The 23,244-nt window shown below is 69.1% G+C and carries 22 protein-coding genes and 1 tRNA gene; 16 read left to right on the top strand and 7 right to left on the bottom strand.

Features of this window, described 5'->3' with window-relative positions; translation table 11 throughout:
• Nucleotides 1-52 precede the first annotated feature (52 nt).
• On the top strand, nt 53-2,593 hold the full coding sequence (locus GXW71_RS04785; RefSeq protein WP_246526274.1) for a TonB-dependent siderophore receptor: 2,541 nt from the start codon (nt 53-55) through the stop codon (nt 2,591-2,593).
• Here the strand turns inward: GXW71_RS04785 and GXW71_RS04780 are convergent, their stop codons facing one another.
• Nucleotides 2,594-2,920, bottom strand: coding sequence for a multidrug DMT transporter permease (locus GXW71_RS04780; RefSeq protein WP_211851254.1), 327 nt, complete (start codon nt 2,918-2,920; stop codon nt 2,594-2,596). It abuts the gene before it with no gap.
• Between the two features lie 88 nt (nt 2,921-3,008).
• Between GXW71_RS04780 and GXW71_RS04775 the strand changes: the two genes are divergently transcribed.
• The 14 genes from GXW71_RS04775 to GXW71_RS04710 all read left to right on the top strand — a co-directional run bounded on the left by GXW71_RS04775 (nt 3,009) and on the right by GXW71_RS04710 (nt 15,924).
• Nucleotides 3,009-4,136 carry a glycosyltransferase family 4 protein gene (locus GXW71_RS04775; RefSeq protein ID WP_211851253.1) on the top strand — a complete coding sequence of 376 codons (1,128 nt, stop codon included), beginning with the start codon at nt 3,009-3,011 and terminating at the stop codon, nt 4,134-4,136.
• Nucleotides 4,137-4,269: 133 nt separating this feature from the next.
• Complete coding sequence (locus GXW71_RS04770; protein WP_211851252.1) at nt 4,270-5,190, top strand: glycosyltransferase family 9 protein; 921 nt, start codon at nt 4,270-4,272, stop codon at nt 5,188-5,190.
• A gap of 151 nt (nt 5,191-5,341) precedes the next feature.
• Nucleotides 5,342-5,998, top strand: a complete 657-nt coding sequence (locus tag GXW71_RS04765) for an LCCL domain-containing protein (protein ID WP_211851251.1) — start codon at nt 5,342-5,344, stop codon at nt 5,996-5,998.
• A gap of 91 nt (nt 5,999-6,089) precedes the next feature.
• Entirely contained in the window at nt 6,090-8,048 is a 1,959-nt protein-coding gene (thrS, locus tag GXW71_RS04760) for a threonine--tRNA ligase (RefSeq protein WP_211851250.1), read from the top strand.
• Between the two features lie 130 nt (nt 8,049-8,178).
• Nucleotides 8,179-8,691: a translation initiation factor IF-3 gene (gene infC, locus GXW71_RS04755; protein ID WP_211851336.1), complete on the top strand. Its 513-nt coding sequence runs from the start codon at nt 8,179-8,181 to the stop codon at nt 8,689-8,691.
• A gap of 312 nt (nt 8,692-9,003) precedes the next feature.
• On the top strand, nt 9,004-10,395 hold the full coding sequence (gene ffh, locus GXW71_RS04750; RefSeq protein ID WP_211851249.1) for a signal recognition particle protein: 1,392 nt from the start codon (nt 9,004-9,006) through the stop codon (nt 10,393-10,395).
• Nucleotides 10,396-10,432: 37 nt separating this feature from the next.
• A complete protein-coding gene (gene rpsP / locus GXW71_RS04745; RefSeq protein WP_211851248.1) occupies nt 10,433-10,774 on the top strand; it encodes a 30S ribosomal protein S16 in 342 nt (113 codons plus the stop codon).
• A 20-nt stretch (nt 10,775-10,794) separates the two neighbouring features.
• Nucleotides 10,795-11,313, top strand: coding sequence for a ribosome maturation factor RimM (gene rimM, locus GXW71_RS04740; protein WP_211851247.1), 519 nt, complete (start codon nt 10,795-10,797; stop codon nt 11,311-11,313).
• Nucleotides 11,310-12,056, top strand: coding sequence for a tRNA (guanosine(37)-N1)-methyltransferase TrmD (trmD, locus tag GXW71_RS04735; RefSeq protein WP_211851246.1), 747 nt, complete (start codon nt 11,310-11,312; stop codon nt 12,054-12,056). Before rimM ends, trmD begins: the two co-directional genes overlap by 4 nt.
• A gap of 24 nt (nt 12,057-12,080) precedes the next feature.
• Nucleotides 12,081-12,494, top strand: coding sequence for a 50S ribosomal protein L19 (gene rplS / locus GXW71_RS04730; RefSeq protein ID WP_211851245.1), 414 nt, complete (start codon nt 12,081-12,083; stop codon nt 12,492-12,494).
• Nucleotides 12,495-12,617: 123 nt separating this feature from the next.
• Nucleotides 12,618-14,051 (top strand): 3-isopropylmalate dehydratase large subunit, encoded by a 1,434-nt coding sequence (leuC, locus tag GXW71_RS04725; RefSeq protein WP_211851244.1) that lies wholly within the window; start codon nt 12,618-12,620, stop codon nt 14,049-14,051.
• On the top strand, nt 14,048-14,662 hold the full coding sequence (gene leuD, locus GXW71_RS04720; RefSeq protein ID WP_211851243.1) for a 3-isopropylmalate dehydratase small subunit: 615 nt from the start codon (nt 14,048-14,050) through the stop codon (nt 14,660-14,662). Before leuC ends, leuD begins: the two co-directional genes overlap by 4 nt.
• Nucleotides 14,663-14,675: 13 nt before the next feature.
• Nucleotides 14,676-15,788: a 3-isopropylmalate dehydrogenase gene (gene leuB / locus GXW71_RS04715; RefSeq protein ID WP_211851242.1), complete on the top strand. Its 1,113-nt coding sequence runs from the start codon at nt 14,676-14,678 to the stop codon at nt 15,786-15,788.
• Nucleotides 15,789-15,847: 59 nt separating this feature from the next.
• Nucleotides 15,848-15,924, top strand: a tRNA-Arg gene (locus GXW71_RS04710).
• Between the two features lie 124 nt (nt 15,925-16,048).
• Here GXW71_RS04710 and GXW71_RS04705 read toward each other — a convergent pair.
• The 6 genes from GXW71_RS04705 to GXW71_RS04680 all read right to left on the bottom strand — a co-directional run bounded on the left by GXW71_RS04705 (nt 16,049) and on the right by GXW71_RS04680 (nt 22,145).
• Nucleotides 16,049-18,259 (bottom strand): molybdopterin cofactor-binding domain-containing protein, encoded by a 2,211-nt coding sequence (locus GXW71_RS04705; protein ID WP_367617245.1) that lies wholly within the window; start codon nt 18,257-18,259, stop codon nt 16,049-16,051.
• A gap of 75 nt (nt 18,260-18,334) precedes the next feature.
• Nucleotides 18,335-19,321 carry an FAD binding domain-containing protein gene (locus tag GXW71_RS04700; protein WP_211851240.1) on the bottom strand — a complete coding sequence of 329 codons (987 nt, stop codon included), beginning with the start codon at nt 19,319-19,321 and terminating at the stop codon, nt 18,335-18,337.
• Between the two features lie 3 nt (nt 19,322-19,324).
• Nucleotides 19,325-19,978 (bottom strand): 2Fe-2S iron-sulfur cluster-binding protein, encoded by a 654-nt coding sequence (locus GXW71_RS04695; RefSeq protein WP_246526273.1) that lies wholly within the window; start codon nt 19,976-19,978, stop codon nt 19,325-19,327.
• Nucleotides 19,979-20,083: 105 nt separating this feature from the next.
• Nucleotides 20,084-20,965: a helix-turn-helix transcriptional regulator gene (locus GXW71_RS04690; protein ID WP_211851239.1), complete on the bottom strand. Its 882-nt coding sequence runs from the start codon at nt 20,963-20,965 to the stop codon at nt 20,084-20,086.
• Nucleotides 20,966-21,073: 108 nt separating this feature from the next.
• A complete protein-coding gene (locus tag GXW71_RS04685; protein ID WP_211851238.1) occupies nt 21,074-21,799 on the bottom strand; it encodes an FMN-dependent NADH-azoreductase in 726 nt (241 codons plus the stop codon).
• Nucleotides 21,800-21,827: 28 nt separating this feature from the next.
• Nucleotides 21,828-22,145 (bottom strand): DMT family transporter, encoded by a 318-nt coding sequence (locus tag GXW71_RS04680; protein ID WP_211851237.1) that lies wholly within the window; start codon nt 22,143-22,145, stop codon nt 21,828-21,830.
• A gap of 150 nt (nt 22,146-22,295) precedes the next feature.
• Between GXW71_RS04680 and GXW71_RS04675 the strand changes: the two genes are divergently transcribed.
• Nucleotides 22,296-23,222: a LysR substrate-binding domain-containing protein gene (locus GXW71_RS04675; RefSeq protein ID WP_211851236.1), complete on the top strand. Its 927-nt coding sequence runs from the start codon at nt 22,296-22,298 to the stop codon at nt 23,220-23,222.
• Nucleotides 23,223-23,244: the final 22 nt, after the last annotated feature.

Raw genomic sequence — 23,244 nt, 5'->3', positions numbered from 1 at the left:
CAGAAGATGCGAACCGTTCGCAGTTCTGATGCCGAGAGGGAGTGCGATTGCAATGACTTGGGATGGTTCCGGCCTTCCGAATTGGCCGGAGAGGGCGCGCTGGATCAGCGTGCCGCTGGCCGCGGCCCTCCTGGCCACGACGGCCCTCGGCGCGCTTCCGGCCCGCACCCAGCCGAGCCCGCCACAGGCGCAGGCCGCGCCGACGCCTGCCTTCCAGTTCCAGATTGCGCCGCAGCCGCTTGCCTCCGCGCTCAATGCCTTCAGCAGCGCGACCGGCTGGGAGGTTGGGTATCCGGCCGATCTCGGGCAGGGCGTGGCTTCGCCGGGCACCACCGGGCGTCAGACCGCGGCCGAGGCCCTGGCCAGGCTGCTGGCCGGCACCGGCCTGTCCTACCGCCTCACCGGCCCGACCACGGTGACCCTGGTGCGCATGCCCGCCGGCGGGTCCGCGGACGGCGCCATCGCGGTGCCGGAAGTCCGGGTCGATGCCGGGCTCCCCCAGGGCTGGACCCCGGTCCGCGGCTATGTCGCCGAGATCGCCGCGACCGGCACCAAGACCGACACGCCGATCATCGAGACGCCGCAGTCCATCTCCGTCGTCACGCGCGACCAGATCGAGGCGCAGTCCGCGCACAACCTCAACGCCATCATGCGCTACACGCCAGGCGTCGCGGTCGAGACGCGCGGCGTCGTCGGGCGGCTCGACCAATATTCCATCCGCGGCTTCACCGCGCCGCAATTCCTCGACGGCATGCGCACCTTCGGCGGCCGTGACGCCAACCCGAGCGTCGATCCCTTCCGGCTGGAGCGGGTGGATATCCTGCGCGGCCCAGCCTCGGTGCTGTTCGGCCAGTCCGGCCCCGGCGGCCTTGTGAACCTCGTGAGCAAGCGCCCGACCGAGCAGCCCTACCGCGAGCTCCAACTGCAGGGCGGGAGCTGGGGCACCTTCCGCGTCGGCCTCGACCTCAGCGGCGCCCTGAACGAGGACCGCACCATCCTCGGCCGCGTCATCACTTCCTATTCGCGCTCGGACAGCCAGATCGATCATGCGCGGGAGGAACGCTATTTCATCGCGCCTTCCATCACCTTCCGTCCCACCGAGGACACGAGCATCACCTTGCTCGGCCTCTATCAGCGCGACCCCTGGGGCGGCACCTATGGCGCCGTGCCGGCCTATGGCTCGGCCCTGCCCAACCCGCGCGGCCGCATCTCCTCGAGCCTCTGGGACGGCGACCCGAGCTTCGACCGGCTGAACCGCACCCAGTACCAGATCGGCTGGCTGGCCGAGCATCGCTTCAACGACTGGCTGACCGTCCGGCAGAACTTCCGCTATGCGCGGACCGAAGGCTATTACCGCCAGCTCTACGGCATCTATACGGCGAACCTGCTGGCCGATTTCCGCACCGTCCAGCGCGGCATCACCGGCACCAACGTGGCCTTCGATTCCGTCACGCTCGACAACCAGATCGAGGGCCGCTTCCGGACCGGGCCGGTCCAGCACACGCTGCTCGCGGGGCTCGACTACTACACCGTGAGCAGCAGGACCTTCAGCGGCTCGAGCACGGTCGGCGTCCCGGCGCAGGATGTCTTCGCCCCAGTTTACAACATCCGCGTCCCCACGCTCGCCTACCAGACGCGGGCAAGGCAGGAGCAGAACGGCGTCGGCCTCTACATGCAGGACCAGATCCGCTTCGGGCCCATCGCGATCCAGCTCGGCGGCCGGCAGGACTGGTACGATACCGAGAGCCGCACCGAGACCCTGGCGACGGGCGGGATCGCCCGCAGCCAGATGGACACCAGCGCCTTCACCGGTCGTGCGGGCATCGTCTACCTGACCGATTTCGGCCTCGCGCCTTACTACTCCTACACGGAGAGCTTCGAGCCGCAGAGCGGCACCTTCTCGCCGGTGCGTGGGGCGGGGCCCTTCGAGCCGACGACGGGGCAGCAGCACGAGATCGGCATCCGCTACCAGCCGCCGGGCAGCAATACCCTCATCTCGCTGGCGGCCTTCGACCTGCGGCGCCAGAACGTGCTGACCACCGATCCGAATGACAGCCGCTACTCCGTGCAGACCGGCGCGATCCGTACGCGCGGCGTGGAGTTGGAAGTCAAGGCGAGCCTCGCTGCCGGCTTCGACATCGCCGCTGCCTATACTTATCTCGATAGCGAGGTCACCGGCAGCAACGCGACCGCCACGGCCAGCACCGGCATCATCGGCGCCCCGACCTATAGCCGGCCCGAGCGCGGGACGGTGCCGATCGGAGTGCCGCGCCACATGGCCTCGGTCTGGGGCAGCTACACCTTCCAGGAAGGCTCATCGATGGCGGGGCTCGCGCTGGGCGCGGGCGTCCGCTACGTCGGCGCGACCTGGGGCGACACCGCCAATACGCTGCGCGTGCCGGACTACACGCTGGTGGACCTGATGGCGCGCTACGACCTCGGGCAGCTCAGCCCGACGCTGCAGGGGACCTCGCTGCAGGTGAACGTGACCAACCTCTTCGACAAGGACTACGTGGCCTCGTGCAACACCTATGCCTGGTGCTGGTACGGTTTCCGCCGCACCGTCCTGGCGACGCTGCGGCACAGGTTCTAGCTAGCCAAAGACAGCCCGGCTCGCCGCCGCGAAGCCGGCGGCGCCGAGCAGCATGGAGAGGCCCGGCCAGATCGACATCGGCCGGACCCTCATGATGATCGCATTGACGCCGAGCGAGCCGATGACGCCGGACAGGGGCTGCGTCCAATGCAGCTTCAGCGCGCCCCAGACGATCAGCGCCAGCCAGGCCGCCAGGCAGGCATGGCTGATGATGCGCCAGACGGCGTCCGTCATCGGCGATTCCGGGCGGAACTCGGGCTCGGTGGCGCGCGAATGGATGTAAGCGGCCGCTGAGAGCAGCAGCATGGCCATGAAATAGAGGGACATCGCGACCCTCCCTTACCCCGCCCGGCACTGGACGGGAACCACGGACGGGCTGGACCCTGCGCGGCCGGCCGGTTAACCCATCCGCCACATGATCACTCCACCGGCCATCCTCCAGGTGCTGCCCGCCCTCGTCACCGGCGGCGTGGAGCGCGGTACGATCGAAATCGCGGAGGCGCAGATCGCGGCCGGCTTCCGCGCCATCGTCGCCTCGGCCGGCGGCCCGATGGTGGCGGAGCTGGAGCGGCTCGGGGCGCGGCATGTGGCGCTGCCGCTCGATCGGAAGTCGCCGCTCGCGATCTGGCGCAATGCCGCGCGGCTGGCGGCGCTGGTGCGGGCGGAGGGCGTCGCGATCCTGCATGCGCGTTCGCGCGGGCCGGCCTGGTCGGCGCTGCTGGCGGCACGCCGCACCGGCGCGTGCTTCGTCACGACCTATCACGGCACCTACAATGAAGGCTTCCCGGGCAAGCGCGCCTACAACGCGGTGATGGCGAAGGGCGATCGGGTGATCGCGATCAGCCGCTTCATCGCGGCGCTGATCGCGGAGCGCCACGGCACGCCGGCCGAGCGCATCCGCATCATCCCGCGCGGCGTCGATCCGCGCCGCTTCGACCCTGCGCTGGTGGCGCCGGAGCGCATCGCCGTGCTGCGCGCGGCCTGGGATCTGCCGGAGCGACGCCCGGTGGTGCTGCTGCCCGGCCGCATCACCCGCTGGAAAGGGCAGGGCGTGCTGGTGGAGGCGATGGCCGCGATACCGGGCGCTGCCATGGCGCTGCTGGTCGGCAACCAGGGCGGCAAGCGCGGTTTCGCGACCGAGCTTGAGGCGCGCATCGCGGCGCTCGGGCTCGGCGGACGCGTGCGGCTGGTCGGCCATGCCGAGGACATGGCGGCGGCGCTGCTGCTGGCCGATGTGGTCGTACACGCCTCGACCGATGCCGAGGCCTTCGGCCGCACGGTGATCGAGGCGCAGGCTATGGCGCGGCCGGTGATCGCCTCCGACCTCGGCGGCCCGCGCGAGACGGTGGAGGAGGGGGTGACCGGCTGGCGGGTGCCGCCCGGTGATGCCGTGGCGCTGGCCGCTGCGTTGACGCGCGTGCTGGCGATGCCGGCCTCCGAACGTACCGCGATCGGCGCGGCGGCGCGGCAGGCGGTGCTGACCCACTATACCACGCGGGCGATGCAGGACGCGACCATCGCGGTGTATCGGGAACTGCTGTGAGAACCGGCGGAGAAAATCTTGATTTTCGGAGCCGGGTCTCTGCGCGTAGGGTTGGTGTGGCGGCTGCGCGCCAAACCAAGACTCATGCCGGCCGCATGACCGCCGACATCGCCCAGTACATCATGCGGCCGGCATGAAAGCGCCTTCCATCCTCGTCATCAAGCTGGCGGCGCTCGGCGACTTCGCGCTCGCCTTCGGGCCCTTCGCGGCGATCCGGGCGCATCACCCAGCGGCGCGCATCACCCTGCTGACGACGCCGCCCTTTGCGCCACTGGCGCGGCTTTCGCCCTGGTTCGATGAGGTCTGGGAGGATGGGCGGCCGGCGGCGCGCGATCTGGGCGGGTTGCTGCGGCTGGCCGGGCGGCTGCGCGCGGCGCGCTTCGATCGCGTCTACGACCTGCAGACCTCGGGCCGCTCCTCGCGCTATCGGCTCTTCGTGGGCGCGCGCGCGGAATGGTCGGGCATCGCGCGCGGGGCCTCGCACCCCCATGCCAATCCGGCACGGGATTCCATGCACACCATCGACCGGCAGCGCGAGCAGCTCGAGATGGCTGGGATCACGCAATTCCCGGCACCCGATCTCGGCTGGCTCGACGCCGATCTCACACGCTTCGGCCTGCCGGAGCGTTTCGCCGTGCTGGTGCCGGGCGCTGCGCCGTCGCGGCCTGCCAAGCGCTGGCCGATGGAGCGCTTCGCGGCCCTGGCGGCGGCGCTGCCGCTGCCCTCCGTCGTGATCGGCGCGCGGGGCGAGGCGCCGCTGGCGGCCGCGATCCGTGCAGCGCAGCCGGATGCCGTCGACCTCACCGGACGGACTGCGCTGACCGACATCGCGGCGATCGCGCGGCGGGCGGTATTCGCGGTCGGCAACGACACCGGTCCGATGCATCTCCTGGCCGCTTGCGGCTGCCCTGGCCTCACGCTCTTCGGCGCCGATAGCGACCCGGCGCTCTGCGCGCCGCGCGCCAGTGGTGGCATCCACCTGCGCCGGATCCCGCTCTCCGCCCTGACGATCGAGGAGGTGCGGGACGCGATCGCGGCGGCGGGCTTCGCCTGAGCGGAAGAGGTCGCCGCAGGGCGGAACGCCCGGAAGCGTGAAGCTGTTCGCCAGCCACGCCCGATCGCCACGGGATTCGGCTGGCCCAGCGCCGCCGCTTGTCATACCGTTCCCGTATCAGTGGCGCCATGGCCGCCGCGGGGAGGGTTCCATGATCAGGCCCGTTCTTGTCGTCGTGCTTCTCCTGCTCGCGATGGCCATACCCGGCAGCGTCCACGCGCAGGCCGCCTGCCCGCTGAATTTCGAGGGTCGCAGCAACCCGACCACCTGCCTCTGTCGCGGGGAAGGAATGCTCTCGGGGCCGGTCTGGGGCAGCGGGCCCTATACCAGCGACAGCCATGTCTGCCGTGCCGCGCTGCATGCCGGCGCGGTCCCGGCCGCCGGCGGCCTCGTCACCGTGACGCCGGAGCCGGGGCGGCCTTCCTATCGCGGCGGCAGCGCCAATGGCGTCAGCACCATGGATTACGGGCCCTGGCAGGCTTCCTTCAGCGTCACCGCGGCGAAGCCCGGCGCCGCAACTGCCGCGCAGGCCTGCCCCGCCAATTTCGAAGGGCAGAGGGCGGTGCTGAGCTGCGGCTGCGACGCTTCCGCCGCCATGGACACCGGCACCGTCTGGGGCACCGGCGTCTACACCACCGACAGCCAGGTCTGCCGCGCTGCCGTCCATGCCGGGGTGATCGGCGCCGAGGGCGGCACCGTGACCGTGGTGCCGGTGCCGGGCTTGCCGACCTATCTCGGCAGCACCGCGAACGGCGTCACCACCACCGACTACGGCCCCTGGCAGGAGAGCTTCACCTTCCAACGCTGAGGCGCTCTGCGGCCGGCCTTCTCTTGACGGGGCGCGGGGGCGGTGGCCATGTCCGCGCCTTCCGCAACTTACCCCGGAGCCGCCTGTCCTCATGCCCGCGATCACCCTGCCCGATGGATCCGTCCGCGCCTTCGATGGGCCGGTGACGGGCACCACCGTGGCCGCAGCGATCGGCCCCGGGCTCGCCAAGGCGGCGCTCGCCATGGCGGTGGACGGCAAGGTCGTGGACCTCGCGACGCCGATCGAGCAGGACGCGACGCTGCGCTTCATCACCCGCCGCGACCCCGAGGCGCTGGAGCTGATCCGCCACGACACGGCGCATGTCCTGGCCGAGGCGGTGCAGGAGCTCTTCCCGGGCACCCAGGTCACGATCGGCCCGGCGATCGAGAACGGCTTCTATTACGACTTCGCGCGCAACGAGCCCTTCAAGCCCGAGGATTTCGCGGCGATCGAGGCGAAGATGCGCGAGATCGTCGCCCGGAACGCACCCTTCGAACGCCGCGTGGTGAGCCGGGAAGAGGCGACGGCGCTGTTTCGGGCGAAGGGCGAGGCCTACAAGGTCGAGCTGATCGAGGGCCTGCCGGCCGATCAGGAAATCAGCCTCTACAGCCAGGGCGACTGGCTCGATCTCTGCCGCGGCCCGCATATGCGGGGCACCGGCGATGTCGGCACCGCCTTCAAGCTGACCAAGGTCGCCGGCGCCTATTGGCGGGGCGATCACCGCAACGCCATGCTGTCGCGCATCTACGGCACTGCCTGGCGCGACCAGAAGGAGCTCGACGCCTATCTCACCCAGGTGGAGGAGGCGGAGAAGCGCGACCATCGCCGCATCGGCCGCGAGATGGGCCTGTTCCACCTCCAGGAGGAGGCGGTCGGCAGCATCTTCTGGCATCCGAAGGGCTGGCGCCTCTACACCGTGCTGCAGGACTACATGCGCCGCCGCCTGGAGGCCGCGGAGTATCAGGAAGTGCGGACGCCGCAGCTCGTCGACCGCAAGCTCTGGGAAGCATCCGGCCACTGGGACAAGTACCGGGAGCACATGTTCCTGGCGACCGTCGATGATGAGTCTGAGAAGGACCGCCTTCTCGCGCTGAAGCCGATGAACTGCCCCTGCCATGTGCAGATCTTCAACCACGGCCTGCGCAGCTACCGCGAGCTGCCGTTGCGCATGGCGGAATTCGGCGCCTGCCATCGCTATGAGCCCTCGGGTGCGCTGCACGGCATCATGCGGGTGCGCGCCTTCACCCAGGATGACGCGCATATCTTCTGCACCGAGGATCAGGTGGCTGCGGAGACGGCGCGCTTCGTCGATCTGCTGGCGTCGGTCTATCGGGATCTCGGCTTCGACAGCTTCCGGGTGAAGTTCAGCGACCGCCCGGCCCAGCGCGCCGGCAGCGAGGAGAGCTGGGACAAGGCGGAGGCCGGCCTCAAGGAAGCCTGCCGCCTGGCCGGCGTCGAATACGAGCTGAACCCGGGCGAGGGCGCCTTCTATGGCCCCAAGCTGGAATTCGTGCTGCGCGACGCGATCGGCCGCGACTGGCAATGCGGCACCTTGCAGGTCGACTACGTGCTGCCGGATCGTCTCGATGCCGAATACGTGGCCGAGGACAGCAGCCGGAAGCGCCCGGTGATGCTGCATCGCGCCATTCTCGGCAGCTTCGAGCGCTTCCTCGGCATCTTGATCGAACAGCATGCCGGGCGCTTCCCGCTCTGGCTGGCTCCCGTCCAGGTCGTGATCGCGACGATCGTCGATGACGCTGTGCCCTTCGCGGAACAGGCGGCCGAGGCGCTCCGGAAGGCCGGCATCCGGGTGGCGCTGGATGCGCGGAACGAGAAGATCAACCGCAAGGTGCCGGACCATATCGAGCAACGGGTGCCCGTGCTCGCGGTGGTCGGACGGCGCGAGGCGGAGGAAGGCAGCCTGGTGCTGCGCCGCCTGCCCGGGCGCGAGCAGGAGACGCTGCCGCTCGCCGATGCGGTCGCCCGTCTTGTCGCGGAGGCCATGCCACCCGATCTTCGGGTTGCGGAGAACCCCGTTTCGGCCGCATAGAGCGTTTCTGGCGAGCAGATTCACGTCTTCGGGCGTTTTCCCGCCCCCCGGCGATCTGCTCCAGGCTATATTTTCATGAAACATCGAGAGGAGGTCCCCGATCTCACGCGCTCCGCTTCCCGCTCAGCAACTGCCTTCCCGGGACGGCCCCCGGGTCAACGAGGAAATTCGCGTCCCGCAGGTCCGCCTGATCGACAAGGACGGCGAGATGCTTGGCGTCATGACCGCCCGAGAGGCGCTGATGCGCGCCTATGATGTCGGGCTCGATCTCCTGGAGATCTCCCCCAACGCCGTTCCGCCGGTCTGCAAGATCCTCGACTACGGCAAGTACAAATACGAGCAGCAGAAGAAGGCCAACGAGGCCCGCAAGAAGCAGAAGGTCGTCGAGATCAAGGAGATCAAGGTCCGTCCGAATATCGACGACCATGACTACGAGACCAAGATGAAGCAGATGAAGGGCTTCATCTCGGAAGGCGACAAGGTAAAGGTCACGCTACGCTTCCGCGGCCGTGAAATGGCCCACCAGGACCTTGGCGTTAAAGTCCTGGAGCGTATCCGCACCGATCTCGGCGAGATCATCAAGGTGGAGCAGATGCCCCGCCTGGAGAACCGCCAGATGATCATGGTGCTGTCGCCGAAGTAGGCGGCACTCCGGGAAGGGCTTTGCCCTCCCCGGATTCCCCACCCGCCAGGAGGCTGGAGCCTCCTGGACCTGCTTCAAATTGATCGGGTGCAGGGCCCCTAGGCTCCTGCCGTGTGGGTTTGGGAGGGCAGAGCCCTCCCGAGGATGCTTGACCTCCTCCGCACCGCACCGTATCTCCCCGCTTCTCTGGGCCATGCCCCGAAACCGGTCACCCCCATGGGCGGGGTGGCTCCGCCGCTCCGCGAAGGCTCGCGCAGCGGCGCGTAATGTTTTGGGGCGCCCGCAACGGATTTGGGATTACAGGCGACCACGATGTTCGAGGCGCTGTCGAGCAAGCTGAACGGGGTCTTCGACCGGCTGCGCCGCCGCGGCGCGCTGAACGAGACCGACGTGGCCGAAGCGCTGCGCGAGGTGCGCGTTGCGTTGCTCGAGGCTGATGTCGCGCTGCCGGTGGTCAAGGAGCTGACCAATAAAGTCCGTGACCGGGCGATCGGGCAGGAGGTGATCCGCTCCGTCTCCCCGGCGCAGCAGGTCATCAAGATCGTCAACGATGCGCTGGTCGAGGCGCTGGGCGGCGGCGAGGGCGATACCGGCCAGCGCGGGCTCGACCTGAACGCGCCATCGCCGGTGCCGATCCTGATGGTCGGCCTGCAGGGCTCGGGCAAGACCACGACCTCCGGCAAGATCGCGCTCAGACTCCGGGCGCGAGACCGCAAGAAGGTGCTGCTCGCGTCGCTCGACGTGCATCGCCCGGCGGCGCAGCTTCAGTTGGAGCAGCTCGCCGGCCGTGCCGAGGTGACGAGCCTGCCGATCATCGCCGGCCAGTCGCCGCTCGAGATCGCGGCGCGCGCCATGGATGTGGCGCGGCGCGAGCTCTATGACGTCGTGATCCTCGACACCGCCGGCCGGCTCGCGATCGACGAGGCGCTGATGGCGGAGGTCGCGGCCGTGAAGGCGGCGACGAAGCCGCATGAGACGCTGCTGGTCGTCGATGCCATGACCGGCCAGGACGCGGTCAACACCGCGCGCGCCTTCCAGGACAAGGTCGGCGTCACCGGCATCGTCATGACCCGGGTCGACGGCGATGCGCGCGGCGGTGCGGCGCTGTCGATGCGGGCGGTCACCGGTGCGCCGATCAAGCTGCTCGGTGCCGGCGAGAAGCTGGATGCGCTGGAGGATTTCCACCCCGACCGCATCGCGTCCCGCATCCTCGGCATGGGCGACATCGTCTCCCTGGTCGAGAAGGCCGCGGAGACGATCGACAAGGCGGAGGCCGAGAAGCTCGCGGCCAAGATGCAGAAGGGTCTGTTCGACCTGGAAGACTACGCGAAGCAGTTGCAGCAGATCGGCAAGATGGGCTCGCTCTCCGGCATCCTCGGCATGCTGCCGGGGGTGGGGAAGATCAAGGCGCAGCTCGAGGATGCCAATCTCGACACCAAGATCCTGAAGCGCCAGGCCGCGATCATCGGCAGCATGACGCCGAAGGAGCGCCGCACGCCCGACATCATCAAGGCGTCGCGCAAGCGCCGCATCGCGGCGGGATCCGGCGCGACGGTGCAGGAGGTCAACCGCCTCCTGAAGCAGTTTGACGACATGTCCGCGATGATGAAGCGGATGAACAAGCTCGGCCAGAAGGGGATGATGCGCGGCGGTCTCGCCGGGCTTCTTCCGCCTGGCATGCGGGGCGGCGGACGCCCCTTCTGAGACACCATTTATTCGATCGGAGCAGAGAGAAAAACCGATGGCCCTGAAGATCCGCCTTGCGCGCGCCGGCGCGAAGAAGCGCCCCTACTACCACATCGTGGTGGCGGACAGCCGCAGCCCGCGCGACGGCCGTTTCATCGAGAAGGTGGGCAGCTACAACCCGATGCTGCCTTCCGACCATGCCGATCGCATTCGTCTGTCCGACGACCGCATCGCGCATTGGCTGAGCGAGGGCGCGATGGCGACCGATCGCGTCGCGAAGTTCCTCGGCAAGGCCGGCCTCGCGCCGATGCCGGTGTTCCCCGAGCAGCCGAAGCAGTCCGCGCCGAAGAAGAAGGCGCAGGAGCGCGCTGCCGCTGCCGCCGCGGCGGCGGGCTGAGGCACGAAGGCATCGCCTGAATGGCCGCGCAGCGCATCCTGGTGGGGGAGATCGGCAGGCCGCACGGTGTGCGCGGCCTGGTGAAGCTGCGCAGCTTCACGGCCGACCCTGCTGCCATCGGCACGCTCGGGCCATTGACCGATGCCGCGGGCATGCGCCGCCTCGGGATCACGCTGAAGGCGGAAGGGCTGGCGCAGATCGAAGGCGTCACCGACCGTGATGCCGCCGCGTTGCTGACCGGCACCAGGCTCTATGCCGATCGTGCCCAGCTTCCGGCGACGGATGCGGAGGAGTTCTACCTCGCGGACCTGATCGGCCTCTCGGCCGTGACGGAGGCGGGGGAAAATCTCGGCATGGTGCGGGACGTGGAGGAGCATGGCGCCGGCGCCTTCCTGGTGGTGGGGGAAGGGCGCGGCGAGCGCCTGCTGCCCTTCACCCGGGCGGTGGTGCCGGTGGTCGATATCGCCGCCGGGCGCCTCACCGTGATCCTGCCGGAGGAGATCGTGGTGCCGCCGCAGCCGGGCGAGGAGGCCGCATGACCGTGTGGCACGCCTCCGTCCTGACCCTGTTCCCGGAGATGTTCCCGGGGCCGCTCGGCCTGTCGCTGGCCGGCCGCGCCCTTCGCGAGGGGCGCTGGCGGTGCGATACCAGGGACATCCGCAGCTTCGCGACCGACCGGCACCGCAGCGTGGACGACACGCCCTGCGGGGGCGGCGCCGGCATGGTGCTGCGCCCGGACGTCGTGGATGCCGCGGTCGGCGCGGCGCTGGCGGAAGGTGAGGCGCGGCCGGCGCTGTACCTGACGCCGCGCGGGCGGCCGCTGGACCAGGCGCTGGTGCGGGAACTGGCGGCGGGGCCCGGCGTCGTGCTGCTCTGCGGACGGTTCGAGGGCGTGGATCAGCGCGTCATCGAGGCGCGGGCGATGACCGAGGTCTCGATCGGCGACTATGTGCTGTCGGGCGGCGAGGTGGCGGCGCTGGCGCTGCTCGATGCCTGTGTGCGGCTGCTGCCCGGCGTCATGGGCGCGGCCGAGAGCGCGGAGGAGGAGAGCCACGGCGCCTCCGGCCTGCTCGAATACCCCCATTACACGCGGCCGGCGGAATGGCAGGGGCGCAGCGTGCCGCCCGTGCTGCTCTCCGGCAACCATGCCGAGGTGGCGCGCTGGCGCCGGGCCGAGGCGGAACGGATCACGCGCGAAAGGCGGCCCGACCTCTGGGCACGCCATTCGGGCCAGGAAACCGCGGCGGGGCGGGCCATTGCCGGCCGGCCTGACGCCGCCTAAGACATCGGACGAAAGGACAATTCCATGAACCTGCTGCAGCAGTTCGAGGCCGAGCAGCTCTCCCGCCTCTCCGCCGCCCGCGCCACCCCGGACTTCGCCGCCGGCGACACCGTCCGCGTGATGGTGAAGGTGCAGGAAGGCGAGCGCATCCGCACCCAGGCCTATGAGGGCGTGGTGATCGCGCGCTCCAACCGCGGCGTGAACAGCAACTTCACCGTGCGCAAGCTGTCCTATGGCGAGGGTGTGGAGCGCGTCTTCCCGCTCTATTCCCCGAACGTCGCCGAGATCCAGGTGGTCCGGCGCGGCAAGGTGCGGCGCGCGAAGCTTTATTACCTGCGCGGGCGCACCGGCAAGTCGGCGCGCATCCAGGAGAAGCTGGCGGGCAAGCCCGGCGCGACGACCGCCGCCGCGGCCCCTGCCGAGGTGGCCCAGGACTAACCATATGAAGCGGTGGCCGCGGATCGTCCCGGCCACCGCTCTTCTTATGGGATACGAGGCGAGCAGATTGACACCTCCGGGCGCTTCCGCCCTCCGGCGATCTGCTCTGTAGGCGAGGAAAAGATGTCGGTTCAGAAGCCGCGCACGTTGTTCGACAAGATCTGGGACGCGCATGTCGTCGACACGCTTCCGGATGGCACCGCGCTTCTCTACATCGACCTTCACCTTACCCACGAAGTGACGACGCCGCAGGCCTATGACGGCTTGCGCGCCGCCGGCCGCCGCGTGCGCCGCCCCGACGCCACCCTGGCGGTCGTGGACCACAACATCGCCACCGACGACAGCCGCCGCACCGGGATCGTCGATCCCGAGAGCCGGCTGCAGGTGGAGACGCTCGAGAAGAACGTCGCCGAGTTCGGCGTGCCCTATATCCCGCTGCTCGATGACCGCCAGGGCATCGTGCACGTGATCGGGCCGGAGCTCGGGCGTTCGCTGCCGGGCATGACCATCGTCTGCGGCGACAGCCACACCTCGACCCATGGCGCCATGGGGGCACTCGCCTTCGGCATCGGCACCAGCGAGGTCGAGCATGTGCTCGCCACCCAGACGCTGCTGCAGAAGCCGGCGAAGAACATGAAGGTGCAGGTCGACGGCAATCTCGCCTTCGGGTGCTCCGGCAAGGACATCGTGCTGGCGATCATCGGCAAGATCGGTACCGCTGGTGGCACCGGCCATGTGATCGAATATGCCGGCGACACGATCCGCGCACTCGACATGGCCGGTCGCATGACGGTCTGCAACATGACCATCGAAGGCGGCGCCCGCGCCGGCATGGTGGCGCCCGACCAGACCACCTTCGATTATGTGGCGCAGACGCCGAACGGCCCGAAGGGCGAGACCCTGGAGCGGGCGCTGGCCTGGTGGAAGACGTTGCCGTCGGATCCCGGCGCGCATTTCGACCGCGTCGTGTCGCTGAACGCGCATGAGATCGCGCCGCAGGTCACCTGGGGCACCAGCCCGGAGGATGTGCTGCCGATCACCGGCATCATCCCGAACCCGGAAGAAGCGGCGGACGAAGCACGCCGCGCGCAGCTCCGTCGCATGGTCGAGTATATGGGCCTGACGCCTGGGCAGCGGCTGCAGGAGCTGCCGGTGGACGTCGTCTTCATCGGCAGTTGCACCAACAGCCGCATCGAGGATATCCGCGCGGCGGCGGCCATCGCCAAGGGCCGCCGGGTCGCCGATGGCGTGCGTGCGATGGTGGTGCCGGGCTCCGGCCTCGTGAAGAAGCAGGCCGAGCGCGAAGGGCTCGACCGCATCCTGCGCGAGGCAGGCTTCGAGTGGCGGGAGGCCGGCTGCTCCATGTGCCTCGGCATGAACCCGGACAAGCTGACGCCCGGCCAGCGCAGCGCCAGCACCTCGAACCGCAACTTCGAAGGGCGGCAGGGGCCGGGCGGGCGGACGCATCTGCTGTCGCCGGCGATGGCGGCCGCCGCGGCGGTCGCGGGTCACCTCGCCGATGTGCGCGACTATCAGCCGAAGGAGGCGCTGTCGTGAAGGCCTTCACCACCTTGACCGGCATCGCGGCACCGCTGCCGATGGCCAATGTCGACACCGACAAGATCATCCCGGCGCGCTTCCTGAAGTCGATCTCGCGCGCCGGTTTCGGCAAGCACCTCTTCGCCAATCTCCGCTTCCGCGAGGATGGCAGCGAGAACCCGGATTTCGTGCTGAACCAGGAGCCTTACCGGCGCGCCGAGATCCTGATCGCCTATGAGAATTTCGGCTGCGGCTCGTCGCGCGAGCATGCGCCCTGGGCGCTGCTCGATTTCGGCATCCGCTGCGTCATCGCGCCGGACTTCGCCGATATCTTCAACAACAACTGCTACAAGAACGGCGTGCTGCCGGTGCGGTTGCCGCGGGAGGTCTGCGAGCTGCTGGTCGAGGATGCGAAGCTCGGCGGCAACGCGCGCGTCACCGTCGACCTTGAGCGCCAGGTGGTGATCCGGCCGAACGGGGAGGAACATTCCTTCCCGGTCGACGCACTGCGCAAGCGTCTGCTGCTGAACGGCCTCGATGATATCGGCCAGACCCTGCAGCACGGGACGCAGATCGACAGCTACGAGGCGAAGCAGAAGTCCGCGCAGCCCTGGCTGGCGCCGGCCTGAGGGAACGGACACGATGGCATCGAACAAGAAGCTGCTGATCCTGCCGGGCGATGGCATCGGCCCCGAGGTGGTGCGTGAAGTGCGGCGCGTCATCGAATGGATGGACCGGCGGCGCAGCGTGAGCTTCGACATCAGCGAAGGCGTGGTCGGCGGCGCCGCGCTGGACGCCGAGGGTTCGCCCTGCCCGGATGAGACGGTCGCGGCGGCGCGCGCCGCCGATGCCGTGCTGTTCGGCAGCGTCGGCGGCCCGAAATGGGACAGCTTGCCTTTCGAGAAGCGGCCGGAGCTCGGCGTGCTGCGGCTGCGCAAGGACCTCGGCCTCTTCGCCAATCTGCGCCCGGCCGTGGTGCTCGACCCTCTGGCCGATGCGTCGTCATTGAAGGCCGATCTGGTGCGCGGCCTCGATCTGATGATCGTACGCGAATCGACCGGCGGCATCTATTTCGGCGAGCCGCGCGGCATCGAGATCATGGCCGACGGCAAGCGCCGCGGCATCGACACCGAAGTCTACACGGAAGATGAGATCGCGCGCGTCGCGCGCGTCGCCTTCGACCTGGCGCGCAAGCGCCGCAACAAGGTGACGAGCGTCGAGAAGGCGAATGTCATGCAGAGCGGCCGCCTCTGGCGCGCCGTCGTCGGCGAGATCGGCCGCGCCGAATTCCCGGATGTCGAGCTGGAGCACATGTACGCGGACAACTGCGCCATGCAGCTCTGCTCGCGCCCGAAGCAGTTCGATGTCATCCTTGGCTCCAACCTGTTCGGCGACGTGCTGTCCGATCTGGCGGCGGCGCTGACGGGCTCGCTCGGCATGCTGCCTTCGGCGACGCTTGGCGCGCCGGACGCCAGTGGGCGCCGCCACGCGCTCTATGAGCCGGTGCATGGCAGCGCGCCTGATATCGCGGGCAAGGGCATCGCCAATCCCTGCGCGCAGATGCTGTCCTTCGCCATGCTGCTGCGCTGGTCCTTCGAGATGGAGGAGGATGCGAAGCTGATCGAGACCGCGGTGCAGCGCGTGCTCGCCGGCGGCCTGCGCACGGCGGATATCATGCAGACGGGCATGGCCCGCGTCGGCACAAGCGTCATGGGGGAAGCGATCGTTCGTGAGCTCGACAAGCTCTCGGCATAATTCTGGAGGAAGGGGGTTGCGGAGGCGGCGAGCCTCCGGTAATTCCCCGGTCCTCTTGGGCGCCCGTAGCTCAGCTGGATAGAGCACCAGACTACGAATCTGGGGGTCAGGAGTTCGAATCTCTTCGGGCGCGCCAAGTCTCTCCTCGATTTAGGCAGCTAAATCAGGAGCTTACAAAAAGGGCGGGACCGGCAGGTCCCGCCCTTTTGTGTTTGGACGAAGCTCGCCGGCTGCAATGATGGCGGCCGCGGCTTCGAGCCTCAGCCCGCCGCCAGCCCCGGAAAGATCTTGTCGAGGGTGATCGGGAAGTCCCGCACGCGCACTCCGGTGGCGTTGTAGACCGCATTGGCGACCGCCGCTCCCGCACCGCAATTGCCAAGCTCGCCGATGCCCTTGGCGCCGAGCGGGTTGCCCTTGTCGTCTTCCTCCGGGACGAACATCACGTCGACGTCCGGAATGTCGGCGTGCACCGGGACGTGATACTCGGCGAGGTCGTGATTGACGAAATGACCGTGGCGCCGATCGAGCACGGTCTCCTCCATCAGTGCGGCGCCGACGCCCCAGACCATGCCGCCGATCAACTGCGAGCGCGCCGTCTTCGGATTGAGGATTCGCCCCGCCGCGAAGACGCCGAGCATGCGCCGCAGCCGGGCCTCGCCGCTGTCGATATCGACCGCGACCTCGGCGAAATGCGCGCCGAAGGCGTGCTGGGAATAGGTGCGATAGGTCTCGCCGCGGACGGCCGAGCCTTCCGCCGCCAACCCTTCCGGCGCGATCCGCGCCAGCAGGCGCTCAAGGCTTTCGGATCGCGCGCCAAGACGGAGCGCACCATCCGCGAAATGCGCTTCGATGGCATTGCTGCCGCGCAGCGGCGATGCCGCATGCGATGCCGCGGCGGTCGCGATGCGCTGGCGCAGCGCCAGGCAGGCATTGTGGACCGCCGTCGCCGAGCTGGTGGCACCCCAGGAGCCGCCGGACCCTGCCGTGCGCGGCAGGCGGCTGTCGCCGAGCATGACCCTGATCGCATCGAGCGGCACGCCGAGCCGCTCGGCCGCGACCTGCGCCAGGATCGTATAGGTGCCGGTGCCGATATCGGTCATGTCGGCCTGCACCGTCACCTGGCCCGCAGCATCGATGGCGACGCGGGCGGAGCCCGGTCCGAGATAATTGCCGCGGATCGCCGCCGCCATGCCGTAGCCGATCAGCCATCGGCCCTCGCGCCGGCTGCCCGGCCGCAACGGACGATCGCGCCAGCCAAAGCGCTCGGCGCCCACCCGCATGCAGGCAACCAGGTTGCGGCTGGAGAAGGGCACGCCAAGCTCCGGATCGCGTTCCGGCTCATTGCGGATGCGCAGTGCGATCGGATCAAGGCCGAGCCGCTCGGCGAGCTCATCTATCGCGCATTCGAGGGCGAGCAGCCCGGATGCTTCGCCAGGCGCGCGCATCCACTCGCCGCGATTGGTGTCGAGGCGTATCAGGCGATGCGTCGTGCGCCGGTTCGGCGCGGCATAGAGCGCGCGGGTCGGGACCGCGCTCTGCTCGGCGAACTCCTCGAAGCGGGCGGTCGAGGCGAGGACCTCATGGCCGATCGCGGTAAGCCTGCCATCGCGATCCGCACCTAGCCTGACGCGCTGGCGCATCGCCGGGCGGTGGCCGGCATTGGCGAACATCTGCTGGCGCGTCAGCGCGACCTTGACGGGCCGGTTCAGCACCCGGGCGGCGAGCGCCGCGCAGATCGTCTCCGGGTGGAGGATTAGCTTGGCGCCGAAGCCGCCGCCGATGAAGGGGCTGACGATGCGGATATTCTCCGGCGGCACCCGCAAGGTGCTGGCGAGGCCGGCCTGGATATTCGCCACCGTCTGCGTCGCGGTATGAACGGTCAGCCGATCGCCTTCCCATTCGGCGATGGCCGCGTGCGGCTCCATGGGGTTGTGGCTCTCGAAGGGTGTCCGGTAGCTCGCGTCGATCTGGACCGGCGCCACCGAGAAAGCGCCCTCGAAGTCACCATGTTCCGAATCAGTCGGAAAGCCGGCATTGGTGCGGCCGGGCCGGTAGATCTCCGCATCCGGTGCTACGGGATCGAAGGCGCCGGGTTCGGTCTCGTAGCGTAGCCTGATCAGCCTCGCCGCGTGACGCGCCTCCTCGAAGCTCTCGGCGACCACCAGGGCGACCGGCTCGTCGTGATAGCGGACACGCTCGCTCGCCAGTACCGGGCGCGCGCGCGTGAACACCTCCGGGACAGTCGCCGTCACGGCGGCGCCGAACTCGGGCTGGTCCGGCGCGTTCCGGTGCGTCATCACCAGGATGACGCCGGGCGCACGCTCTGCCTCGCGCACGTCGATTTCCAGGATGCGCCCCCGGGCAATGCTCGCGCCGAGGATACAGCCATGGGCAGGCGCACGGCCGATCCTGTGCTCATAGCCATAGGTCGCCCGTCCGGTGACCTTGAGGATACCGTCGATCCGGTCCACCGGCTGGCCGATCCTGGCACCTGGCGCGGCGCCGGCAGTCGCTTGAACGATAGGGTCGGAAGTCATCATGCCACCTCAGCGATCCGGGGTGAGGTCAGCGAGGCTGCGCCGCAGGGCGCGCTTCGCCAGCTCGATCTTGAAGGCGACGTGCCCGTCGCCGCGTGCATCCGACAACGCCGCATCGGCAGCGGCCGCATAGCTCCGATCACCCGCGGCGCGGTCCGCCAGGGCGCCCTCGGCCTCGGCTGATCGCCAGGGCTTCGGCGCGACGCCACCCATCGCGATCCGTGCATTGCGGATGCGCCCCGAGGCCACCTCGACGACAGCCGCGACCGAGACCAGGGCGAAGGCATAGGACGCACGGTCGCGGATCTTGCGGTAGAGCTGCCGGCCGGGCGGCGGCGGCGGCAGGGTGACGGCGGTGATCATCTCACCGGCCGCGAGGTTGTTCTCCAGATGCGGCGTGTCGCCCGGCAGGCGGTGCAACTCGCCGATCGGAAGCGTGCGGGCGCGGCCATCGGGCAGGATCGTCTCGACCCGCGCATCGAGCGCGGTCATCGCCACCGCCATGTCGGAAGGATGCACCGCGATGCAGGCTTCGCTGGCGCCGAGGATGGCGTGCGCGCGGTTGTAGCCGCCCCGCGCGGCGCAGCCCGACCCGGGCACGCGCTTGTTGCAGGGCATGCCCGCATCTTGGAAGTATGGGCAGCGCGTGCGCTGCAGCAGGTTGCCGGCGGTGCTGGCCTTGTTGCGGAGCTGCGCGGACGCGCCGGAGAGCAAGGCCTGCGACAGCAGCGGGTAACGCGTCCGGACCCTGGCATCGGCGGCGAGATCGCTGTTCGGCACCTGCGCGCCGATGTGCAGCCCGCCATCGGATGTCTCCTCGATCCGGCGCAGCGGCAGGCGGCTGATGTCGACGAGATGGGTCGGCCGCTCGATCTCTAGCTTCATCAGGTCGAGCAGGTTGGTGCCGCCGGCGATGAATTTGGCATCGGGGCGGGCGGCGACAGCGGCGGCCGCTTCGCGCAGGCCCGTCGCGCGTTCATAGGTGAAGGGGCGCATGCGTCAGGCCGTCTCGGCGACGTCGCGGATGGCAGCGACGATGTTGGGATAGGCGGCGCAGCGGCAGATGTTGCCACTCATGCGCTCGCGGATCTCGGCGTCGCTCAGGGTGATACGCGCTGCCGCGACATCACTCGTGACGTGGCTCGGCCAGCCGGCCTCGGCCTCCCGCAGCATGCCGATGGCCGAACAGATCTGGCCTGGCGTGCAGTAGCCGCACTGGAAGCCGTCGCGGGCAATGAAGGCCGCCTGCATCGGATGCAGGGTATCGCCCTGCGCGAGGCCTTCGATCGTCCGGATCTCATCGCCCTCGTGCATCACCGCCAGCGTCAGGCAGGCATTGATGCGCCGCCCATTGACCAGCACCGTGCAGGCGCCGCATTGCCCGTGATCGCACCCCTTCTTCGACCCGGTCAGGTCAAGCTGGTGGCGCAGCGCATCGAGCAAGGTGGTGCGGGGATCGAATGCCGCCGCGACCGGGCTTCCGTTGATCGTCAGCGTCACCGGGAGCCTGACGGTGCGGAGCGGGGCTTCGGCCGCAGCGGCAGGAGAGGGAGCGGCTGTCGCCTCGGGCATGCCGGTGGCGAGCAGCACGGTCGCGGCCGCGCCGCCATGCATGATGTCGCGGCGCGTCGGCCGGGATTTCCGTTCCGTCATGATATGTCGCGTCCCTCTCGCATCTCGCGCAACGCTTGCGCGTGGACAGGAGGTGGGAGGCGGAGGCCGACGCGTCTTTCATGAATCCGGCATCACTTGCAGGATTCAGGAGAAAAGCCGCTGCCGATAGGCGCGCGGCGTCATCCCGCGTTGGCGCCGGAACGTCGTGGTGAAATGGCTCTGGCTCGAAAAGCCCAAGGCCATCGCGATCTGCGCGAGCGCCATCTCCGGCCTGGCCAGCAGATCCTCCGCCCGCCGCATCCGCCGCTCGATCACGAAGGCATAAGGGGCGAGCCCGGCCGCTGCCTTGAACTGACGTGCGAAGCTGTCGCCGGTCATCCCGGCGATGGCGGCGAGATCGCTAAGCGCGATCTCCTGGTCGAGATGGGCTTCGACATGATCCTGAACCCGACGCAGCGTCGTGCCGCTCAGGCGGCCATGATCCTTGCGCCGCGGCGGTGCGCCGTCGAGGGCGAGGATCCGGTGCATGGCGACCGCGGCCAGATGCTCGACATAGACCGCTTCGGGCATCCCGCCGGCCGCGATCTCATCCCGGAGCGACGACAGGAGTGTCGCGACGACGGCATCGGCGCGGTTGATCAGGATAGGCAGGGTCGCCCAGTCGCGGCCGCAGAGGCCGGGCAGGCGCGGGTCGAGCCAGAGGGCGGAGTAGACCAGATCGGCGTTGCGATAGAGGCCGGACCGCTCGACCCCCGCCGGCACGAAGGACAGCATGCCGGGCCGGTCGTGGCCGTCATGCACGAGCTCTCCGGCGCAAGCGATGCGCGTCTGCGTCGTGCTGCCCCTCTGGGTCAGGACGATGAGATGCGATGGCGCGGTCCAGGTCAGCTCGGCCTCGCGGCAGGACCAGCGGCGATGGTCGAAGACGAGGGAGCGGTGACGCCATGACTGCGTCACCGCGGGTTCGTGCGGTGCTTCTTCGATGACCCGCATCCGCCCCTGGCCGATCAGGGGCGTCAGAGCCATGGCGACGTCTCATGACCAGGCATGGCTTGCGCTTTCCTGCTGGCTGACATGGACACGCCGCGTTGCTAGACGAGCGCCCGCCCGGAAAGCAATCATCGAGATCAAGCGTTACACGGCGGCCGATGATGCTGGCGCGACGCTCGACGAAGTCACTGCCGCCTGCAACTCCGTTGCGACATCAGGCTGCAGCCGGGCAAGTTCCACCGCCAGCGCCAGGACCCTTGCATCCGCATCGCTGCGTGAGCGCGCATGCCGCTCATCGCCAAATTCCTGGAACTCGATCGCGACCGTGTGGATCGCCTCCTCGGCGACCCCGATATAGGGCGTGCAGGTCGCCAGATGCGGATCGAGATGGTTCTGGGCCGCGCGCAAGCCGCCGGGCGCAAAGCCGAACTCGCCGCGGGCGCTGAGGACGACGAGCATCTTGCCGCGCATAAGCGGCTCGATCGGCCGGTCGCCGCGCGCCAGGTCGAAGGAGAAGGTGCGGCCAACCCGGATCACCTGGTCGAACCACGCTTTCAAGGCGCTGGGCATGCCGTAATTGTACATGGGTGTGCCAATGACGATGACATCGGCCTGCTCCAACTCGGCGATCGCCGCGTCGGACCAGGCGAGGGCGGCCCGCATGGCGGCGTCGCGCTGTTGCGGCGGCGTGAAGCAGGCGGCGATCCAGGCTTCGCTTACATGCGGCGGCGGATCGGCGGCGAGGTCGCGGCGGATCACCCGATCATCCCGGCGGTGTGCGCGCCACGTCTCGACGAAGCGCTGCGACAGGTGGCGGCTGAGCGAGCGGGTGACGCGTGCGCTGGCGTCGAGATGCAGGATGGTCGTCATGGGATTGTTCTCCGGCTGATGATGGCGATCAGGCTGAGGTCATCTTGAGGCCGGCGACGCCGCCGGTGATGGCGAGCGCACTGACGAGCTTGAGCGGCGAGAGCGGCTCCTGGAGCAGGACGCAGCCGAGGATCACGGTCCCGAGGGTGCCGACGGCGGTCCAGATCGGATAGGCGACGCTGACCGGCAGGCTCCGCATCGCAAGCGTCAGGAAGCCGATACCGCCGATCGTCGCGATGACCGTGATGATGGTCGGCGCCAGGCGCGTGAAGCCCTCGGCGTATTTCATGCTCATCGCAAAGATGACTTCGAAGACCGCGGCGGCGGCGAGATAGACCCATGCCATGCTGGCTTTCCTTCCTGCGCAGATGATGAGGATTCATCCTTGGTCCGCCGCGGCGGCCGAGCGAGCAAATGGCTCCTTGATTTACGACCGACAAACGCGAAGTTCTCAGCCGATGAATGAGTTCAAATCATCCATGAGGCGGCGTCGCTGATGCGCCAGTTGCCGCCGCTGGCCGCGCTGCGGGCCTTCGAGGCGGCGGCGCGGCGGGAGAGCTTCAAGGCCGCCGCGGCGGAGCTCGGCGTGACGCCGACGGCGATCAGCCATCAGATCCGCCAGCTCGAAGCCGGACTTGGCATCGCCCTCTTTGCGCGCCAGACCCGTAAGGTCACGCTGACCGCGGAAGGGCGGATGCTCTTTCCCGCATTGCGCGATGCGCTCGATGCCATGGCCGAGGCGGTGGATGCCGTGAAGCGGCAACCGATGCGGCGGGTGGCGACGCTGTCCGCCACGGTCGCTTTCACCGCCAAGCTGCTGGTGCCCCATGTCGGCAGCTTCCGCAGGCTGCACCCCGGCTGGGACCTGCGCCTGCACGCCTCCGACGATCCCGTCGATGTCAGTGCCGGGGAGGCCGATGCGGCGATCCGCTACGGCCTGGGTCACTATCCCGGCCTTACCACCCTGCCGCTGCTGCGGGATGATTTCGCGCCGGTCTGCAGCCCGCATCTCGGCCTGCACCGGCGCGAGGACCTGCCGGGCGCCACGCTGATCCATTTCGGCTGGGGCCCCATGGCGGCGAAGCTGTCCGTGCCCACCTGGCGCCTCTGGGCGCAGCGGTCGGGGCTCGACCGCTTCGATCCCGAAGGCGGCATCACCTTCAATGACGAGAGCAGCGCCATCCAGGCCGCGATCGCGGGCCAGGGCGTGGCACTGCTGAGCCTCGCGCTGGTGGCGGCGGAACTCGCATCAGGTGCACTGGTCCAGCCCTTCGGCCCGGTGCTGGAAGGCCTGCGCTACGACCTGGTCTATCCGGACGGGGCCGAAGACCGGCCGCCGGTCGCTGCCCTCAGGAGCTGGGTGACCACGGAACTGGCGCGGCATATCGCCGCGCCCGAAGCCGAGCGACAGGGCGAGGGCTGACGCCGGCGTAGTGCCAGCCTGT

The organism is Plastoroseomonas hellenica (genome assembly GCF_018129085.1).
GTDB classification, from domain to species: domain Bacteria; phylum Pseudomonadota; class Alphaproteobacteria; order Acetobacterales; family Acetobacteraceae; genus Plastoroseomonas; species Plastoroseomonas hellenica.
Note: the sequence above shows the minus strand (reverse complement) of the source record. Positions and strands in the feature narration are given on the sequence as shown.

Bases quoted from the DNA above. Each gene is read 5' to 3' on its own strand.
- GXW71_RS04695 (WP_246526273.1), bottom strand. From the start codon at position 19,978: ATGACGGAACGGAAATCCCGGCCGACGCGCCGCGACATCATGCATGGC.
- rplS (WP_211851245.1), top strand. From the start codon at position 12,081: ATGAACCTGCTGCAGCAGTTCGAGGCCGAGCAGCTCTCCCGCCTCTCC.
- thrS (WP_211851250.1), top strand. From the start codon at position 6,090: ATGCCCGCGATCACCCTGCCCGATGGATCCGTCCGCGCCTTCGATGGG.
- rimM (WP_211851247.1), top strand. From the start codon at position 10,795: ATGGCCGCGCAGCGCATCCTGGTGGGGGAGATCGGCAGGCCGCACGGT.
- GXW71_RS04785 (WP_246526274.1), top strand. From the start codon at position 53: ATGACTTGGGATGGTTCCGGCCTTCCGAATTGGCCGGAGAGGGCGCGC.
- GXW71_RS04700 (WP_211851240.1), bottom strand. From the start codon at position 19,321: ATGCGCCCCTTCACCTATGAACGCGCGACGGGCCTGCGCGAAGCGGCC.
- GXW71_RS04690 (WP_211851239.1), bottom strand. From the start codon at position 20,965: ATGGCTCTGACGCCCCTGATCGGCCAGGGGCGGATGCGGGTCATCGAA.
- leuB (WP_211851242.1), top strand. From the start codon at position 14,676: ATGGCATCGAACAAGAAGCTGCTGATCCTGCCGGGCGATGGCATCGGC.
- GXW71_RS04675 (WP_211851236.1), top strand. From the start codon at position 22,296: ATGCGCCAGTTGCCGCCGCTGGCCGCGCTGCGGGCCTTCGAGGCGGCG.
- GXW71_RS04780 (WP_211851254.1), bottom strand. From the start codon at position 2,920: ATGTCCCTCTATTTCATGGCCATGCTGCTGCTCTCAGCGGCCGCTTAC.
- rpsP (WP_211851248.1), top strand. From the start codon at position 10,433: ATGGCCCTGAAGATCCGCCTTGCGCGCGCCGGCGCGAAGAAGCGCCCC.
- trmD (WP_211851246.1), top strand. From the start codon at position 11,310: ATGACCGTGTGGCACGCCTCCGTCCTGACCCTGTTCCCGGAGATGTTC.
- GXW71_RS04685 (WP_211851238.1), bottom strand. From the start codon at position 21,799: ATGACGACCATCCTGCATCTCGACGCCAGCGCACGCGTCACCCGCTCG.
- ffh (WP_211851249.1), top strand. From the start codon at position 9,004: ATGTTCGAGGCGCTGTCGAGCAAGCTGAACGGGGTCTTCGACCGGCTG.
- GXW71_RS04765 (WP_211851251.1), top strand. From the start codon at position 5,342: ATGATCAGGCCCGTTCTTGTCGTCGTGCTTCTCCTGCTCGCGATGGCC.
- GXW71_RS04775 (WP_211851253.1), top strand. From the start codon at position 3,009: ATGATCACTCCACCGGCCATCCTCCAGGTGCTGCCCGCCCTCGTCACC.
- GXW71_RS04770 (WP_211851252.1), top strand. From the start codon at position 4,270: ATGAAAGCGCCTTCCATCCTCGTCATCAAGCTGGCGGCGCTCGGCGAC.
- GXW71_RS04680 (WP_211851237.1), bottom strand. From the start codon at position 22,145: ATGGCATGGGTCTATCTCGCCGCCGCCGCGGTCTTCGAAGTCATCTTT.
- leuC (WP_211851244.1), top strand. From the start codon at position 12,618: ATGTCGGTTCAGAAGCCGCGCACGTTGTTCGACAAGATCTGGGACGCG.